The sequence below is a fragment of the Paenibacillus sp. FSL R5-0341 genome (genome assembly GCF_037975235.1).
GTDB lineage: Bacteria > Bacillota > Bacilli > Paenibacillales > Paenibacillaceae > Paenibacillus > Paenibacillus amylolyticus_A.
On sequence record NZ_CP150241.1, the window covers coordinates 4722960 to 4742225 of the forward strand.

Sequence of the window (19266 nt, forward strand, 5' to 3'; positions counted from 1 at the left end):
ATGAAATGAAAGCTCTTTCAATCAGCAAATAGACAGGCTTTTGTGGGATAACCGATAGTGTGTGCCTCCTTTTGTCTGTTATGTCAAAGTTAATCCACAAATCTAAACCCATCTGTTGTTTTCTCTTCTCATACTGTAATTCCATCTCAACGTGCCATAATCCGATCAGCCATTTCCTCGGCCTGCAGCACCGCAGACAAAGGGTCAGAGAGAAAATATCTATTCCAATCAAGGTTAATAATCTGGCAGTGATCTGTCTCGATGGATTTCTGCCATGGTTTGCCTGAAGCTTGATCAAGCCCAGGTCTTGGACCATTATCCAACACCAACAGGTAGTCCTCCACGTACCCTCCAACCGCACTCCTCGCAATATCCAGGTACTCCAAGCCCGGCTCCAACAGTTCCTGGCGAACCTTTCCTGCTGGCCTCAAGTTCAGTAAGCCATAGGCTGCCTTCCCCCCACGAGTTCCCGTATTTCCCACAAGGGTAATATGTTCTCCCCAATTCGGATCAATGACGGTAAATGTCTTCTCTGCGGAGACCTTGCCCGTGATCGTTTGCTGCAAAGTATGTACTCTCCGCACGTATTCCTTAATCCATGTTTCGGCTTCTGTCCGGCGATTCAGAATACGTCCCATCTCTCGAATCTCCTCCGCGACAGAGCCATTACCACTCCCTCCATAGACCACCGTAGGTGCAATTCGGGCATAGGAAGCGTAGGCAGCAGGATTCCAGGTGATAATCAGATCCGGCTCCAGTTCAAGTACTTTTTCGAGGGAGATAAAATTATGATTGCCGATATCCTGTACTTGGTCATAGATATACGGCTCCAGCATTTGGTTGCTCTCAATGAGTGAATGTGGTGCTCCGAGAGGTGTTACCCCCAATGCCAGCACTTCTCCCAAATTCCAGTCGACGACAACACGACTAGGCTTGTTGGGTATCGTAATCTCGCCCATGCTTGTGGCAAGCATTCGAGTTCTGGCTCTTGGCAGCGTGGCCGCCGAGGACTTCCTCACTTGGACTCCTTTCAAATCTATAATCTCCTGATTTGGCCGGGTCTGGTTAGCTTCAACGATGGATAACGTTCGTCCGCTACATCCCGAATAGTGACTTTCCAGAAAGGCGTGTGGTTGGAATGTTTTCGGATCTACATCTGGAATACTGCTCTCTCGACGCTTCCTGTAAAACTCAGGAGAAACCCCATAATGTTTCTTAAAATAGCGACTTAGTGTATAGCCGTTCTCATAGCCTACTCTCTCCGCGATTTCCTGTAAGGTACCTTTCGTACTCACCAGTAGTTTCAGTGCCTGTTCCATCCGAATCTGTGAAAGCACACGACTGGGACTCATATTCAATTGCAGCTGAAACAATTGGTTCAGATACCTCGGACTGCATTCCAGCATTTCAGCTACCTGTTCCACCTTGAGTGGTTCAGCGTAGTGACGGTTCAGATAACGTACTGCCTGATTTACCCGATCCAGTTTCGTACGGTTCTTCCGCTGCTCTTGCATTTGTTTCAGCATCTCGGCGAGCCATTGATAGAACAAAGCCTTAGTTTGAATCCGGCCTGCTGACTGTAGTTCATTCCACTGTCTGTATATCAACTGCATGATTTCAATTAATGGCAATGGATACGTTGGTTCAAAACCAAAACTGACTTGCAGCGACTCCGCCCCAGTATATGTTTGGGATTCTTCAGCATTTGGCTTCTCTGACTCTGGTGACGAATACGACAACACATGTAATTCCATTCGCTTCTTAGCCAGACAATCCAGACGCATTCCTTTGGAGGCGTGCAGAATATAAGCTCCTTTAATAGAGTGTATCTCCTGACCGAGCCAGATCTTCCCCTTGCCATTCGTTATTAATAAAAAAGCATTCGAGGGAAGCGTCCACGTATTAGGATCTTCACTGGTGTTAACCGTCATGATTCGAATATCCAGTAATCGGATCGTTATATGCTCCCATAATGCCCCGTATTCTTCTATGTTCATCGTCATGGACCTTTCTTTATTTCCTCGTTACTACATCCAAAGCTTCGCCTCATCATATATGATAATCATTCTCAGTTCAACCTGTACGTCTGTTCTGAAATGGTTATGCTTTCGCTTCCGAATCGGTTATTGTGCAATTGCGGGTTTCCCTCTAGAGTTATATAAATGAAAATCATTATCAATTAGAAAGAGGGTTCGTCATGTTGTTTAAGAAAGCTTGGTATCGTATGGCCCTGCCGGTTTTGCTGATCATGGCCGTATTCATTAGTGGTTGTACCCAAAAAGAGACGGCGGAACCCGTCGCGACAGAAACAGAATACGCCGCACCACAGACAAGAATACTCTCTACGATGATGGGAGACGTCACCGTACCCCTCAACCCTGAGAGGGTTGTCGTTGACTGGAATATAGGACATGTTCTGGCTGTCGGCGTAACCCCCGTTGGTGTGCCGGGCAGCCTGCTGGATTATGGAATGTTCCTGCGTGACAAGCTTGTAGATAGCGCAGATTTGGGTAACCACAGTGAGGTCTCACTTGAGAAAATGGTAGAGCTGGAACCGGACCTGATTATCACATGGGACCAGGAGAAATTTCAGACCTATTCCAAAATCGCTCCGACTGTCGTATTCGTACCAGATCAGTATGATTCCATGGAAGCCGAAGTGACCGCCATGGGCGAAATTCTGAATCGACCTGAAGAGGCCATAGCGTGGAACGAATCATTTAAACAACGGATCACAGCTGCTCAGGCCAAAATCAAAGATGTGATTCCGGACGGCGCGACCTTTACCGTTGCCGATTTTAACTTTTTGAAAAATCCAGCCATTATCGGCAACAGCGCTAATCGTGGTGGAAGAGCAGCCTATGAATTGCTAGGACTAACTCCAGCACCCAAGGTGAAGTCAGATCTTCTGGACCAAGGCAAAGAAAACCTGGAAGCTAGCGCGGAGGTATTCGGAGAGTACGTAGGTGATTACCTGCTGATGATGGTTACAGAGGGCACGAAAGATCACTCCCTGTTGCCTACCGTCTGGGACAATCTGCCTGCCGTGCAGAACAACCATATCTTCAAACTGGATATCCATAAATATTTCACCGCTGATCCCTATACCTCCATTCTACAAGCCGAAGAGATCGCAGATCGACTCGCAAGTGGACAGACTGAGCTGAATTAGCGCGAGTCTTCAAATCTAGTGAGACCCGAAACCGAACCTACAGTCTGGAATTCAAGACTTTTATCCAGCTCAAAAAAGATTACACAAACAGCGCCCACCAGAATGATTCAAGTGGGCGCTGTTTTCATTTGGTTTGAAATATGTCGTTGTTGCCGAAATACTATATCTAGTTACATAAATAAGTGTTCATACTTTCGAATTTGGGATCTTAAAATCTGAGCAACTCTCCCCAGATCTTGATCATGTTGTTCAATGAATTGTATAACTGAAGATCGATCGAATTGAAGATTTGTTTCCAGCGCACGTGCTTGTTTTGAAAAATCACTGCTAAATGGCTTCGCCTTAATCTTACGCAATGCAATACTTGTTGGCATGCTTAGCGGATAGTCTGTTGTATCTGACAAAAGGCTTAGACCGTGATCGAAAAGTGGGCAGAGTCTATATCCATCAAGACCATGTATAAATGCAATATTATTCAAATGTCGGTCTTCATTTAGCAGAATAGCGTCCAGTGGTAACATGATTGAGAAGTACTCTAGCGTATCTAATTTCAACACATCTTTGAGAAAATCAACAACTAAAAGCACGGAATCTCGTGTGCTTTGTCCTTGCTGCAAATCATCAAATTTGACACCATAACTCTCCAAAATGCGATGCAAAGTAATGATACTTTCTCCCGGCTGCAGAAAATCTTCAGAATAACAACCCGGATATTCAACGTTTTCCTCAATCAGAACACACTGTGTATAAGGAACTATAAGTCCTGATGGAATGTTGGATCGACTAATTAGCTCGAACGCTACCCACTCCGCCAGTCCTTCATAACCAAATTTATTAGCTTTTCCCCACTTATTCTCAATTTTCCATTTTAATTGGTCACCCTTGCTACTACTGACAAAAGTCTTACGAGAATCCTTGCTCACCTGCAAAACGGGGATGGACATCAGCACAAGACAACTCCTCATTAGAAAATCTAATCCAGACATAATCATCATATAACACACCATGGGTTTGTTTTACGATCTCCGAAGCTACATAATCATTCAGACCCAATGATTGCAAAATTTTATCGGCATGGTGTCTGGTGCGAGGGAAGCATCTGGATTCGAAGTAATCCAATACATCTCCTACGGTTACCTTGGACTTGCTTGGAAAAGGGAGAAAAACAGGAGATACACTTTTATCTTGCCACACATCAACCGTTTGATTACTATAATCCAACTTCACTTTGGCAATCACCTGGTCATGCTCCAAGACCTCAAACTCAAGAGGAGAAGATATAAATTTGTTTATTTTTTTCATCTGCTACCTCCCATAGTGATCTTTCATATTTCTTTGTTATGATTATATCATTTCTTCAACTTGTATTTCAGTTCCTTACTGCACCATTCTATAAAAAAAAGCCCGACGCAATTTCGAGAAAATCTCGACGTTGTTCGGGCTTCTTCAGATTGCCTTCCATCCATACAAACCTATCTACGTACTGGAGAGAGCTTTGTTTTTCTCATAAAACCGTGCATTGTGAGAAGATACACCCGCCATGTCGGAAGCAGCAGGTTCCAGATACGTCTTGGCACTGTTAACTGCGAGCACCGCATCGTTAAAAGCACCAGCGATCAGCCTGACTTTGCTTCCATAAGTGATGAAATCACCTGCTCCGAATATACCTGGAATGTTGGTACGCATGCGCTGATCAACGGACACGCCGTAATCTTCACGCGCCAGCCCCCACTGCACGAGGTTGCCAAAATCACGATCATACCCATGGCTTACGACAACTTCATCCACTTCAACAAGTGTGATCTCACCGGTTTCCACATGGGCCAGCTCGACACGCTCGATTTTGTCACCTGTACCGTATAAACGTGAGATGCTATATGGCGTCATGACGTTCGCTTGAGCTTTCATCTGGGCAACCGGCGACTCATGTCCGGTAAATTCATGACGTCTGTGTGCCACCGTAACTTCACTTGCTATTTTGCCCATTTCATTCGCCCAGTCAACTGCGGAATCGCCGCCGCCCGAGATCAGAACACGCTTCCCGGCAAATCGGGATAGATCAGTTACGGTATAGTGCAGATTCGTCAGCTCATACCGATTGGCACCCTCGACATCCAGCTTTTGCACCTGCGTCATGCCTCTGCCCGCACATAACAGGATGGTACGTGTGTAATGACGCTCGCCTGTTTTGGAAATCAGTACAAATACACCATCATCAAGTCGTTCAAGCTCGGCTATTTCCTGCCCAAATACAATCGTTGGATCGAACGTTCTCGCCTGTCTCTCCAGCGATTCAATCAGCTTCTCACAGCGAATCGGATCAACCCCGCCCACATCCCAGATCAGCTTCTCCGGGTACGTACGCATGAATCCACCCAGTTCCTGTTTGGCTTCGATGATCTTGGTACGCATGGCTCTCATACCACTATAGAATGAGGCATACATGCCAGCAGGCCCACCACCAACGATGGTAATATCGTAGATATCCAATTGTGTCTCCGTCGTCATTTACGGCACCAACTTTTCAACAACGTAGTCCATCAATTTTACAGAACCAATTGGACCCACACCGGATACGAATTGGCTTGTCTTCAATGGGAAGACATGATCATTCTTCACAGCCTCCAGATTCGCCCACACCTGGCTAGCTTTCAGATCTTCCATCGATTTCTTCGTGTCATAACCTACGAGGGTTCTGTCTTCCAGGAAAATATAATCCGGATTCATCTCAGGCAAGAATTCCAGGGAGAACTGGCTAAACCAATCTGTAGAGTCTTTGATCGCTTCAGGGCTATTCAGGCCCAGGATATCATAGAAGAAAACACTGCTGCTTCCTCCTTTGGGACCCATGAAACGGTAACGATTGTGCTCAACCCGGAGAACCAATACAGTCTTGTCTCCCAGGGCTTCCGCAATTTTCTCTTTCGCTTGTGAAGCTTTCTCGTCGAATTCAGCCAGTACTTTGGCAGATTGTTCGGTCTTGTCGAATATGGCACCCAGCTTCGGCATAGCACGCTTCATTTCACTGTTGGCATCCAGTGCCACCGTTGGAGCGATTTTGGATAACTCATCATATACGCCCTGCTCCATACCTTCGCCAGCGGTAAGGATCATATCCGGTGACAACGCCAGCAACTGCTCATAGTTATATTGATATTGCTCAACTTCAATGATCTGAACGCCGTGTTCTTTCAAATAATCAGGGCGGTATTCCGCTTCAACTTCCGGAGTTAACAAAACGATTTGGGGTGTGACACCCATCTCGATCAGATACTCGGCATAGATCGAATCGAACACAACCAGATTTTGAGGATGGGTCGGAATCGTTACTTCTCCAAACTGATCCTGCACCACCTTAGTCGCACTTTCATTCGCTGCTTCTTCGGTTGTGCTTGCTTCTCCTTCAGTCTGGGTACTTGATGTTCCAGCTGCAGTATTCTCTTCATTAGTTCCACTGGAACATGCCGCCAGCATAATACTGATCGCCAACAGCATAATGCCCAACCCTTTAAATCTACGTAACATGATATACTTCGCCCCTTATATATATTGATAATGATAATTATTATCAAATAGTATCAAATAAGAAGTATTGCATCCATAGCATATCGTGCGTAATCAGTTGGATTATTGTGCTCTCTCATGAAGAGATTTCGTAAGATTGCGAATGATCTGATTCAGAATCAGAGTATGTCCCGTAATTCCATGACCGTCTACCCACAGATGGGTATCTACGTAAAACACCCGATTATTTTTCACAGCACTCAGCTCGTTCCATTGCGGACTCTCCCATAGTTTCCTCATATTCTCTTCAGCACTGAAGTGCTGCATGATCCGCTTCTCGACAAAAAGATAATCAGGATTGGCTTGTGCCAGCAGGTCAAGCGAACAAGGGTTAAACCAGGCTGCACCTGGTTGTAGTACTTGCGGAAGTGCTAATCCAAGCTGTTCATATAACAATTGTGATACCCCGTGTGAACGCCCACCCAGATATCGATAACCAAACGCTTCTACCCTCAGCAGCATGACTGTGGATGCGGATTGAATGATGGGTTGTAACTGTTGCTTCGCTACACTGACCTCATATTTCATTTGCTCATGCAGTCTATGAGCCTCTTCTTCTTTGAGGAACCAAGCTGCCAATTGATCGAGCATTGGTTCCACATCTTGATGAAGTCCGGTTAGAATCGGTGCAATTGTGCGCAGCTCCCTTTTGACCTCTTCCGTCAATACGTTACCTATCAACATCTCCGGTTGAACTTGGCGAACAAGTTCTATCTCCACCTCATACTGTGTAACCTCCAGCATCTGCACTCCATGCGCTATAAATTGTTCCCGATGATGTGGGGACAGCAGGATTGGAGTGACCACTACGGCATGGGGGATAACTCCGAGATGAATCATCATTTCGCCGCAGATGGGAGACAGTGATACGATCTTTCGCTGCGTCATCGTCTGTCTATATTGCTTAGGTGATACGCCAGTTAGCTGTTTGAAGCGCCGGCTAAAATAATGAGCATCCTCAAATCCAGACTTCTTGGCAATATCCTGAGAGGTTGCTGTAGTTAATAACAGTTCTTCCTGCGCGCGATAGATCCGGTAGTGGGCCAGATAATCCAGAGGTGGCTTACCATATCGTTCACTAAATTTGCGGGAATAATGCCATGGACTAATACCAGCGATCTGAGCTAACTGTGTACGTGTAATCACCTGATCATAATGCTGCTGCATGTAGTCAATAGAGCGAAGTATGCCGTGTTCTGACTTCAACTCGTTATCCGGCTGTTTCCGATACAGATTTCTTAACAATTCATATAACAAATGCTGATTCCCAACCCATCCTGCACTCTGATCCTGTGTATCCTCTTCACTCCAATGCTGAATGATGCTTGCCAGACTTCCACCAGACAGTTGCACCTTTTGATACGCTTCTCCTGACGGTAAACGCCATTCGAACTTCTCAGCTTCCCGTCGCTCATGCAGCACCGAATATGTATCGAACTGAACATGCCAGCCTGCCAAATCCAGATTACCACCTTCAATGACCTCCATTACGGAGTTCTCTTCGAGCGCAATTAATTCTCCAAAGGAGACGTGAACCCGGTGTCCATTTATATTCCAGATCGCTTTTCCATCAATAATAAATATCAGGGTGTGACTGAAAAAGTGGTGCAGCTCGCCTTTCGTTATCCATGCATTGGTTAATGCCTTCGTCGACTTCCACTGAGCGATCCATTCCATGTTGTCAGACATATCCTTATCCTTTCAAAGGGATTCATCATCCCGATCTATACGTTCCACTATATCAAAATACATGACAACTCCATAACCAACAAGTTATGGCTTGAATAAAATGGTGGACTGCTACTGAGCATTTCATACTTGTATTACTCAGATACAAAAACACAAAAAGCCTGTACCATCAGGCACAGGCTCTTTCTTATAAATTTTGATAAGTACTTTGCAATAGTACGTTTTACGTATTACTCCATGCTAGCTTTCGGTGATGCCTGTCCCAATGTCTGACCTTTTCCTGCCATCCAATACGTCAGTCCACCTGAGACCACAAAAGCAATAACCACACCAATGCAGGTGTGTAACAGATTCAGGCTACTCTCTTCGATGAAGAGCGGTAGGCTGATCAAGCTCGGATTGCCAACGATAGCAAATGCCTTGACAGATAACAACCCGAAATACAGTCCACCCGCGGCTCCACCAAGCAATGCCGCGTAGAAAGAGGATCTTTTTCTCATGTTGACCGCGTACAATGCAGGCTCTACGACTCCCAACAGTGCTGTTCCAGTAGCCCAGAAAGCCAGTCTTCTGGATACTGGCTCTTTCGAGCGCAGTCCGTTTGCAAGCGAGGCCCCTGCTTGTCCAACAATCACCACCATCATAGCAGCAATCACCATGGAACCACCATCCATAACCATTTCATTAATGATGATGGCAAGTACCCAGTAGTGTAATCCCATAACTAACATCAGCGAGAAGACCGCTCCCAATAACATTACCGTCACCACTGGAGCGTTAGCTAACAGTGAATCCAATGCCTCTGGCAGATATTCATCGACCCAGGTGCCGACTGGACCGAGCATCATTAAGACCAATGGGACAAGAATCAATAACGTCAGGAATGGTGCAACCATCCCTTTGGAGAATTTTGGACTTATTCGTTGAACGGCTTTTTCCAGATAGGAGGCTGCACAGATCGTTAGAATGACCCAGATGGCAGTAGTGTAAAAAGCCGGCTGGGACACGAGTGGCAAGCCCAGGAAATGGACGTCTTGTTCACCTGACATCATCATGGTCATCTCCGGATGGAACATCAATCCGCCAATAGATGCAGCAACATAGATATTGCTCTTCAACCGATACGCTGTGCTGATTGCTACCAATACAGGCAGTAGATAAATAACACTATCTCCTATAATCCTGAATATCGTAAAGGTCTGGTTGTCCATCAGTGCAGAAGAATCCGCTGAACCGTGCGTATCCATTAACGTAATTATAGCAAGTAAAATCTTAATAACGGCGGCTCCGAGAAACGCAGGCATCAGGGGCCTGAACACATCGGATACAAAATGTAAGATCGAGAATCTGTGCTTCTTCGTGTGTCCCGCTTCCTGCAATGTTGTTCCTTCAGCTTCCCACATGCCCGTACTCTGTAGCGCATTGTAGATCAGGAAAGATTCATCTCTTATTGCCAGATGACACTGCTCACCTGTTACCCGAATATCTGCCACAAACTCTGTTGAGGCAAGAACCGACATGTTCAATTGGGTACTGTCCTTCAGTACCAACGTCGTTGTACCCTTATCGTGTTCTACGAGCTTGATGTTCTCCTTGCCACCTGCGAGTTTCAACCAATCTTCAATCTGTGTGTCATGCATGATGTACAATCTCCTCATGTTACGGTAAACCCGTGTTTTGTGATGTGATACATTCTAATAGCCTCTATCTATATAGACATTTCCATGAAAAAACTTCAATAGGATAAGAAAACTAATTTTCCTTACATTACATGTTCATTTACACAAGGTATATTGACCTACTATGGTTAAAAAAGCAAAAAAGCCTACTCGCATGTAGGCTCTTCTCCAACTTTATTTATGAGTCATACTCGCCATATTCACAACCGACATTCGCAGTCATCAGATGATCAATAAGTATCACGCTACCCTGCTGTTTTTTATACAATTTGATCTCTCCCCGCCCGGTTCCACCATTCCATAGCCGATTGTGAAGTTTCTTCCCGTTCGGAGCTTCGTAATTCACCAGCAACATCTCGTTCTTCGGACATGAAATTTCAATCTCAATGGCGTATCCACTATTTTGCGAGGACACGTTCCAGACAATCTCATCATCGGTTTCATGGCAGTCGAACTTCGTGCGGGTAAACGTCCAAAATTTGGAGAAATTGAACTCATAGCTCTGACCCTCATAATAAAAATCAATCAACAGCTTGCGATCCAATGGAACGCCAAACACTTTGGGTTTACCTCCTCCTACATCAAAAACGGAGTTTTCCAGCCGTCTGCCACTGATCTTGCTGATCAGATTACAGCTACTGAGCCAGACCCAAGGGCTTGTAAAATCCCCACCCCAGTTTTTATCCGCATATCCATATGAAGTTTTAGGGGAAATAGTATAGGTCACACCATCCAGTATGACGGTTCCCTCATATTCCGTCTTCATTCCTTCCGCGTGCCAGAACATCTCAAAGGCATTCATCGCTCGAAACATACTCGCGGCACCATATCCAACATGGAATGCAACCTGCTTGTCGATCTTAAGATCCCAGCTCATCTGCCCACTATCGCTCATATACTCCGGGTGCTTCTCACATTCTTCCTTCGATAGGGCTACCGAGCCCTTCATGCTTGTTTCGGATAACGTACAATCTCCTACAACCAAATCAAGCTGCTCCGAACGCATCTTCATATGATCGATACCATAGAAGCGATGGATTTGTTTCGCATTTTCGCCCCAATGTCCTGCCTTGATCATGACATACGAAGGCTTGTTCGTTGTGCCCGGCAGCTGTCCAAATACGGGGTGTTCTCCACCCAACACAGGGTTAATAATAAAATACTCAATAAAAAATGATTTTTCTTCCCCTGTCTGTTCATTCTTGCCTGTAAAAGAGTGCCACCACCAATCATAACCTCTGGATGCCAGTGGTCCCTTCTCCAACATGTATCGATTTCTGCGTTTGTCCTGTTTATTCATAATGGAATGACCTGCCTTACGGAGGGATAGATTTCGTTTTACACTGTAATGATTATGTATGCTACTGTTGATCCCATCCTAACTGAAGACCTTATCATATGCAATAATACGCTCCATGTTGTATCCTCATAGCAAAGAAGTCGTGCTACGCACGACTCCCCTATATACTTTACTGTATCCTTTTCCCCTTATGACAGTGCCAACATGGCGTTCATATCTTCTTCTGCCGTTGTAATTAACTTCAGACCGAACATGTCCACGAGTACATCCAAGACACCTTCCGATATGAACTCAGGTGGTTTCGGTCCAATCCGAATGTCCTGAATGCCAAGGCTGAACAGGCCGAGCAGGATCGCAACTGCTTTTTGCTCAAACCAGGACAACACGATGCTGACAGGCAACTCGTTAACGGTACAGCCAAAAGCATCCGCCAAAGCCATGGCAATTTTCACCGTAGAACCGGAATTGTTACATTGACCCAGATCGATATAACGCGGGATACCCGTGTCCCCAACCGTTCCGTAATCCACATCATTGAAGCGGAACTTACCACAAGATGTTGTCAGAATAACGGTGTCATTCGGCAACGATGTAGCCAATTCACGATAGTAGTTGCCACCTTTGCCTGGTGCATCACAGCCTGCAATAACGAAGAATCGACGGATATGACCGTCTTTCACTGCCTGAATAATCTCTGGCGCAAGTCCAATCACGGTCTCATGATGATATCCTGTCGTTAAGACTTGCTCAGACTGTACATTAGCCGCAGGCAGTGACAATGCACGTTCAATTAGAGGTGAGAAGTCATCCTCTGTAATTTTGGCAACGCCCTCCAAACCCGCCACTTCGTATGAGAAAAAGCGATCTGCATATGTGCCTTTGATCGGCATAACACAGTTCGTCGTTGCGAGAATAGCACCCGGGAATTGTTCGAACAGTCTGCGCTGATCGTACCATGCTTTACCGATATTACCCTTGAGATGGGCATATTTCTTCAGCGCAGGATAACCGTGCGCAGGCAACATTTCCGAGTGAGTATAGATGTTAATTCCTTTTCCTTCCGTTTGACGCAGTAACTCCTCCAATGCATACAGATTATGCCCTGTCACCACGATGCACTGTCCTTCGATCTGGTTCTGGCTAACCGTAATCGGTTGCGGTACACCAAAACGGTCCGTATGCGCACGATCCAGCACGTCCATAATGCGGATTGCTGCATTACCAACCTTCATTGCCATCTCCAGATGTTCTTGTACATTAAAATTCGAGTTCGTCAATGTCATATATAATGCCTCATGTGTAATCCGATCCACCTCAGGATCAGAATATCCCAACTGGCGTGCGTGTGTCGCATAAGCAGCGATGCCTTTTAACGCAAAGATCATCGTATCCTGCAAACTTGCGATCGTTTCATTTTTACCGCATACCCCAACGACGGTACACCCGCCACTCGGCGTCTGTTCGCATTGATAACAAAACATATGGATTCCCCTCCAAACATAGATTTAACACGCTTCGTTATAAAATAGCCTAACAGACCCCGATAGGAGCGAGTGTGATGGTGCACACAGTTTCTGATCCAACATCTATATATCGTTCTCTGAGACTATCATCCAATCCATACCCTTCCTCCCAACATATGCTATCCAATAGACCAATCTGTCTTATCAGCCAGGTTGTCTAAATGCAGAGGGGGAATGTACTTTGAATAAACCTGTTTCGATCTCGCGGACGTATCCACGTCTGGCCGTGTATAGTCAAGAGAATTTCAGAGGATTACGAAGAGTATACCGTGGTAACTTGGGTATTGCCGATGTTGACGCTGTCCTAACCGGGATTGAGAGTCTGCGATTCTTCTCAACCAATCCGAACGCCACGCTTGTGCTGTTTGATCGGTCACGCTTTCGTGATAATTTCTATATATTGCGGGGAAATCGCAGCATTCGCGAACTGGATGATATCCTCAGAAGAGGTGACGTGGAGTCATTAATCGCTACAAATCAGCGGTTAACAGCAGCTCAGGTTCGCCGAATCCAGCGTACAGGAAACCTGCCTCCAGGCTATCGTCTGATCTAAACTTTTCCCATTGTTATAACCAGTTCTAAGTTCCATTCCAGTGATGTCTGTTATGTCTGTGCATCACTGGAAATAATAACATTGGAAAAGAAGCATATCTCGGCTCATTCTGAAAAATACTGTGTACATAAAAAATATGGAAATGAAACGATTCTAGATTTTACCCGTAAGGGTAATACACAGAGAGAAATCTAATATTCAAGGAGCTGGTCAATTGCAACATTACAGACACAGTGCAGAGGAAACCCTTCAGGATGTGCAAAGTTCCTCCAAGGGACTCACGACCTCCGAAGCTGCGAAGAGACTTGAAACCGAAGGATATAACGAGTTAAAAGGCAAAGATGCAACGCCTGTCTGGAAACTGTTCCTCGAAAATTTCAAAGATCCGATGGTCATCGTGCTGCTGATTGCAGCCGCGGTACAGGTTGTACTTGGACATCTGATTGAATCGTTGATCATATTCCTGGTTATATTGCTCAACGCGGTAATCAGTGTTGTGCAGACCAAAAAAGCCGAGAGCTCGCTCGACGCGCTGAAACAAATGTCTGCTCCCGAAGCCAAGGTCATTCGTGACGGCCAGAAAAAGACCATTCCAGCGAGGGAACTCGTTCCCGGTGATATTGTTATGCTGGACGCAGGCGATTATGTCCCGGCTGACGGGCGTATACTGGAATCAGGCAGTCTGAAAATTAACGAAGGTATGCTGACCGGAGAATCGGAAGCTGCGGAAAAACACGCGGATGCCATCCCGGATGAAGCTCCAATTGGAGATCGGCGCAATATGGCCTTCAGTGGCTCACTGGTTGTATATGGACGTGGCATGCTCGTCATTACGGGTACGGCACTCAAAACCGAAATCGGCAAAATTGCCGAACTGATTGAAAATGCCGAAGCCAAGAACACGCCACTACAACGCAAGTTGGAATCATTCAGCAAAAAACTGGGCTTTTTCATCCTTGGCTTATCGATTCTCATCTTTGCCATTGAAGCTGGTCGTGTGTGGTTGACCGAAGGTACGGAAAATATCGGACCATCCATCGTGAATGCACTGATGTTTGCCGTAGCTGTTGCAGTAGCTGCCATTCCTGAGGCCTTATCCTCCATTGTGACTATTGTATTGTCACTCGGTACGAACAAGATGGCCAAACAGCATGCGATCATTCGCAGACTGCCAGCTGTGGAAGCACTCGGTTCTGCAAGCATCATCTGTACGGATAAAACAGGAACGCTAACTCAGAATAAAATGACTGTCGTGGATTATTACATTCCCCATGGCACCAAGGACGAATTCCCGGATGATCCCGATCAGTGGTCGGAAGAGGAACGCCGTTTGTTACATATTGCAGTGCTCTGCAATGATTCGAATATTAACCAGGAAGGCAAGGAACTGGGTGACCCCACCGAAGTAGCCCTCATTGCCTTCAGCAACCGGGTGAACAAGGATTACAATGAAATCCGTGACCAGTTCCCGCGTGAAGCTGAGCTTCCTTTTGACTCGGATCGAAAGCTCATGAGTACGGTGCATACCTTCGAAGGACAGACGGCTTTGCTGACCAAAGGTGGACCGGATGTGCTGTTCAGCCGCTGTAGCCATGTGTTTATCAACGGTGAAGTTCAGCCCCTCACACCCGAGATTCGCACACAGTTTGAAGAGAAAAATGAGGCCTTCTCCAAACGCGCCTTCCGTGTGCTGGCCTATGCGTACAAAAAATTCGATGACAAAAACCAGGTCACCATTGATGACGAGCACGATCTGACACTGGTTGGCCTGACAGCAATGATTGACCCACCGCGTGAAGCGGTATACGGCTCTATTGAAGAGTCCAAAAAAGCGGGTATTCGCACCATCATGATCACCGGAGATCACAAAACGACGGCTCAGGCCATCGGTGTGGATATCGGACTTGCCGAACCGGATGATCTCGCCATTACCGGAGCCGAACTGGACAAAATGTCCGATGAGGAATTGGATCAACAACTTGAACATATCTCGGTATACGCCAGAGTATCACCTGAGAACAAGATCCGCATCGTGCGTGCATGGCAGCGCAAAGGCAAAGTTGCAGCCATGACCGGAGATGGCGTTAATGACGCACCAGCGCTGAAACAAGCCGATATCGGCGTAGCGATGGGTAGCGGAACAGATGTCGCCAAGGATGCGGCTGCCATGATTCTGACGGATGACAACTTTGTCTCCATCGTGAATGCAGTCAGTGTTGGGCGGATGGTATTTGATAATATCAAAAAAGCCATCGCATATCTGTTCGCCGGTAACCTCGGTGCCATTATCGCCATTTTGTTTGCCTTGATCGTCGGCTGGGTCAATCCTTTTACGGCGCTTCAGCTGCTGTTCATCAATCTGGTGAACGACTCCCTGCCTGCCATTGCCTTAGGTACCGAAAAGCCCGAGCCAGATGTCATGCGACGCAAACCGCGTGATATTAACGAAGGCATCTTCGCAGGCGGAACCCTGCAAGCTGTGATTACCCGTGGTGTCCTGATTGGTGCGGCTGTTATCGTGTCCCAATATATCGGACTAGGCATATCGGAGGAAATTAGTGTCGCGATGGCCTTCACAACCTTGATTCTGGCACGCAGTCTGCAAACATTTGCAGCACGTTCCAACACACAGACCATCTTCAAGGTGGGCTTCACGACTAACAAACTCGTGCTCGGTTCCATCCTGGTGTGTCTCTGTCTCTATGCAATCACACTGATTCCAGGTGTTCGCGGCGTCTTCGCCATCCCGGATACATTTGGCTGGAATGAGTTCCTGATTGCAGGCGGACTCGCTCTTGCTGCCGTCATTCTGATGGATGTCATCAAGTGGATTCGCAATCGAGGGAAACAAGTGACTGCGGCATAAGTTCTGCAGATACACCATGCACAAACAGGCGCCCGTGATCGGAGCGCCTGTTTCTTTGTATAATTATCCCTGTTTGATGCCAAAAGCAATCCATCGTCCATCAACATCCTCGATTACAAACTCCTTGTTATTATAGTCTGTATGATTGAGGTCACGTACGATTTTCACATCGGCGTTGATCAATTGTTGCTGAAGCTCTTCCTGGTTCTTCGTAATAAAATATGCATCATATCCATAGCCATATAATTCTCTGTTGGGAATGACCTTCTGTCCATTGCTTTGGGTTAAAATAATCTCGGTAAGATCACGATACAGGCAAATATGAGGTTCCGCGGTATCAAGATATTCGACCACCCGAAAGCCCATCTTCTCTTCATAAAACTGTGCGGTTCTCTTCATATCCAGCGTCGGAAATACGCTGTGGGACATTAATAATGCATGAGTCATCGGTATAACCCCCTTCATTTTCAGTATGCTATTATGTGTTGCTGTTTCTAATGCTGTTATGTATGTTCAATAATCATTTTAGTTAAATACAGGAAATTCGTCTATTGTTTATTACTAATATCTTTCTATGCTCATCACTTCCGAACGAATCAGTATGACATTATTGCCATATGACGAAATGGAGTGTAAAATGATATATTGCTTTTCATCACATTTTCATCTAGGCTCAATCCGAATTCATATTCATACCCAAGACAGGAATGGTACCGTGAAAGATAAAATTGTCATGCCACTCTGGACATGTTGCCTGTTCATCGTTGTGATGAACACCACCATGTTCAATGTTTCTTTGCCAGTCATTATTCAAGATCTACAGATTACCTCGGACCTGGGGTCTTGGGTCATCTCAAGTTATTCCATTGGTTACGCCTTGTCGACGGTGATCTACAGCCGTTTGTCAGACCGTATCCCGGTACGCAAACTGCTAACGGTTGGACTCCTGATCCTGGGATTATCTTCGTTGCTCGGGTTGTTCGCGCATAGCTTCGCGATTCTGTTGCTGACACGCATTCTGCAATCTGCGGGTGCAGGGGTGATGGCGGGTCTGGGTCTCGTCATTGCAAGTCGTTACATCCCGGTGGAACGACGCGGAGCTGCCATCGCACTCATCTCATCAGGCAGCGCCATGGCTTTTGGTCTGGGCCCCATTGTCGGCGGACTCATTAGCGAGTACTGGGGCTGGAACGGACTTTTTGCCATAACGGTGCTTGTCCTGCTCGCCCTGCCCGTATTGCTCTATTTCCTCCCACGGGAAACGGTCAAAACAGATCAGCCGTTTGATGTTATTGGCGCCATATTAACCGTTATTAACGCCACTACACTTCTTGTCGCAATCACCCAACAATCCTGGTTCTGGTTTGCCATCGGCGTTATCTCGCTTATTGCACACCTCTTGTATATTCGGAAAGCGAATCTTCCGTTTGTGAATCCACAAGTGTTCCGAACGCCAGGATACACCCGGTTAATCCTGATCGGATTCTGTGTGCTGGTCGTGAATCTGGGCAATCTGTTTTTGATGCCACTTGTGCTCGCTGATCTATATGGGCGCTCTTCGCTCGCCATTGGTTTGCTGATTGCTCCTGGAGCTATTGTTGCAGCATTTTGCACCCGTTTCGTCGGACGCTGGATCGACCGTTATGGCAATATGCGATTTATGATCATCGGACACATTCTGCTGGCAGCTGTCCTTGCCTTATTCATGCTCGGACTTGATCAGTCTGCCTTGATCATTACCAGTGGTTATCTCTTTTTCTCGCCGGCACTCTCAGCCTCCATGGCATCATTGAATAATGAAGCGTCACGTGTGCTGCCCAAATCGCAGATCGGTTCCGGTATGGGCATGTTACAACTGATTCAATTCTTCGGTGGTTCGGTGTCTGTAGCCGTGTGTGGGCTGTTGCTCCACAGCATTCCGGGGGTCTCGGTAGAGAAAGCTTACCATGTGGTGTATGCATGTCTGTTGCTCGTCTGCGTTGTTTCACTCGGATTGACCGTCTGGCACAGCAGAGCTTCACGCTCAGGCATTAAACCTGTCACATTGGACAGTTAATCATTAAGTTCAAAACAAAAAGGCCCGCGCCAAGCGCGAGCCTTTTTTAGTTTGGAACAAAAGTACCGTTTTTTAAAAAAGTGGATTACTCAATGAACTTACCGGTTACTTTCCTTATTCCATCCTTCAGCAGCATGCCAACTATTTCCCGTCCAGTGCGAACTTCCAGGCCTCCATGATGCTAATTGGAGCCTTACTGCTGATCTCGCCGTCACCTTCCTGCGTCCAAAGAGGTGGGTAATACGCAAACACTTGTCCTGTCTGGAGTTGAGACATATCCTCTTGCCAGCCTTTCCAACGAAACGTCTGGTAGAACTGCTCCAGGTCGCCATTCGCCAGCCAGTTGATGAAACCTGAATATGCCAGTTCTGTCGATTCCCATTCGAGTGTATCCGGGGCAAAATAATAAATGTGTCCCGTGCGGCCATACTTGCCTGTATCCATTCCGAAGAAACCGCCTGCCGCATCGTATGCGACGACCATCATGCCTTCCAGTACGTCTACCCAAGGTTGCTCACTCACACCATTCCAACTGGTTAGACTTCCCGATGTACTGTCACCACCCGCACCAAGCAGCGTGATCCAGCCATGGTCCAGTACAATGGCTTCTGTCTCATAAGCAACAGCCCCCAAATAGGATTTGGTGCTTATTTGCAGACGATAGAGCGTATCCCCTCCAGCCTCCTGCTGTGCTGGTACATACTCATATGTATTTTCACCGCTATCCAAGAGTTCCTTGAGTTCTTCCCATGCGTGATTCTCACGATCTACTAATTCAGCTATCGTTAATGTATTCATGAGCAGTCTCCTCGCTGATTTTATAAGAGCATATCATGGGTTATTAACCCGTTCAAATCTGCTATA

15 protein-coding genes are annotated in these 19266 nt (G+C 46.3%); 4 read left to right on the plus strand and 11 right to left on the minus strand.

All coding sequences use genetic code 11. The features are described from left to right. Positions 1-146: 146 nt before the first annotated feature. Positions 147-2003 carry an AraC family transcriptional regulator gene (locus tag MKX75_RS21200; RefSeq protein WP_339166695.1) on the minus strand — a complete coding sequence of 619 codons (1857 nt, stop codon included), beginning with the start codon at positions 2001-2003 and terminating at the stop codon, positions 147-149. Positions 2004-2197: 194 nt separating this feature from the next. On the opposite strand from MKX75_RS21200, the gene MKX75_RS21205 reads away from it, so the two are divergent. Continuing rightward, complete coding sequence (locus tag MKX75_RS21205; protein WP_076332909.1) at positions 2198-3172, plus strand: ABC transporter substrate-binding protein; 975 nt, start codon at positions 2198-2200, stop codon at positions 3170-3172. A 170-nt stretch (positions 3173-3342) separates the two neighbouring features. Here MKX75_RS21205 and MKX75_RS21210 read toward each other — a convergent pair whose 3' ends face one another. The 8 genes from MKX75_RS21210 to hcp all read right to left on the minus strand — a co-directional run bounded on the left by MKX75_RS21210 (position 3343) and on the right by hcp (position 12885). After that, positions 3343-4122, minus strand: coding sequence for a HipA domain-containing protein (locus MKX75_RS21210; RefSeq protein ID WP_139331936.1), 780 nt, complete (start codon positions 4120-4122; stop codon positions 3343-3345). Then, positions 4076-4474, minus strand: a complete 399-nt coding sequence (locus MKX75_RS21215; RefSeq protein WP_076332907.1) for a hypothetical protein — start codon at positions 4472-4474, stop codon at positions 4076-4078. The genes MKX75_RS21210 and MKX75_RS21215 overlap by 47 nt, the downstream gene beginning before the upstream one ends. A gap of 174 nt (positions 4475-4648) precedes the next feature. Further along, positions 4649-5680, minus strand: a complete 1032-nt coding sequence (locus tag MKX75_RS21220; protein ID WP_076332906.1) for an NAD(P)/FAD-dependent oxidoreductase — start codon at positions 5678-5680, stop codon at positions 4649-4651. Continuing rightward, the gene (locus tag MKX75_RS21225) at positions 5681-6697 is read right to left on the minus strand and encodes an ABC transporter substrate-binding protein (protein ID WP_062835652.1); all 1017 of its coding nucleotides are present in this window, start codon (positions 6695-6697) and stop codon (positions 5681-5683) included. 102 nt (positions 6698-6799) lie between these two features. Continuing rightward, complete coding sequence (locus MKX75_RS21230; RefSeq protein WP_076332905.1) at positions 6800-8425, minus strand: helix-turn-helix domain-containing protein; 1626 nt, start codon at positions 8423-8425, stop codon at positions 6800-6802. Positions 8426-8655: 230 nt separating this feature from the next. Further along, a complete protein-coding gene (locus MKX75_RS21235; protein WP_339166696.1) occupies positions 8656-10065 on the minus strand; it encodes a PTS transporter subunit EIIC in 1410 nt (469 codons plus the stop codon). Between the two features lie 217 nt (positions 10066-10282). Further along, the gene (locus MKX75_RS21240) at positions 10283-11404 is read right to left on the minus strand and encodes a tocopherol cyclase family protein (RefSeq protein ID WP_339166698.1); all 1122 of its coding nucleotides are present in this window, start codon (positions 11402-11404) and stop codon (positions 10283-10285) included. Between the two features lie 188 nt (positions 11405-11592). Next, positions 11593-12885: a hydroxylamine reductase gene (hcp, locus tag MKX75_RS21245; protein ID WP_062835656.1), complete on the minus strand. Its 1293-nt coding sequence runs from the start codon at positions 12883-12885 to the stop codon at positions 11593-11595. Between the two features lie 223 nt (positions 12886-13108). Between hcp and MKX75_RS21250 the strand changes: the two genes are divergently transcribed. Both MKX75_RS21250 and MKX75_RS21255 read left to right on the plus strand, forming a co-directional pair. Beyond that, on the plus strand, positions 13109-13480 hold the full coding sequence (locus tag MKX75_RS21250) for a hypothetical protein (protein WP_062835657.1): 372 nt from the start codon (positions 13109-13111) through the stop codon (positions 13478-13480). A gap of 214 nt (positions 13481-13694) precedes the next feature. Beyond that, positions 13695-16346 (plus strand): cation-translocating P-type ATPase, encoded by a 2652-nt coding sequence (locus MKX75_RS21255; protein ID WP_339166699.1) that lies wholly within the window; start codon positions 13695-13697, stop codon positions 16344-16346. 63 nt (positions 16347-16409) lie between these two features. Here MKX75_RS21255 and MKX75_RS21260 read toward each other — a convergent pair whose 3' ends face one another. Next, complete coding sequence (locus MKX75_RS21260) at positions 16410-16793, minus strand: VOC family protein (RefSeq protein WP_062835659.1); 384 nt, start codon at positions 16791-16793, stop codon at positions 16410-16412. 268 nt (positions 16794-17061) lie between these two features. Between MKX75_RS21260 and MKX75_RS21265 the strand changes: the two genes are divergently transcribed. Continuing rightward, positions 17062-18402 (plus strand): MFS transporter, encoded by a 1341-nt coding sequence (locus MKX75_RS21265; RefSeq protein ID WP_339166701.1) that lies wholly within the window; start codon positions 17062-17064, stop codon positions 18400-18402. A gap of 141 nt (positions 18403-18543) precedes the next feature. Here MKX75_RS21265 and MKX75_RS21270 read toward each other — a convergent pair whose 3' ends face one another. Beyond that, on the minus strand, positions 18544-19200 hold the full coding sequence (locus MKX75_RS21270) for a DUF2625 family protein (RefSeq protein ID WP_339166703.1): 657 nt from the start codon (positions 19198-19200) through the stop codon (positions 18544-18546). Positions 19201-19266: the final 66 nt, after the last annotated feature.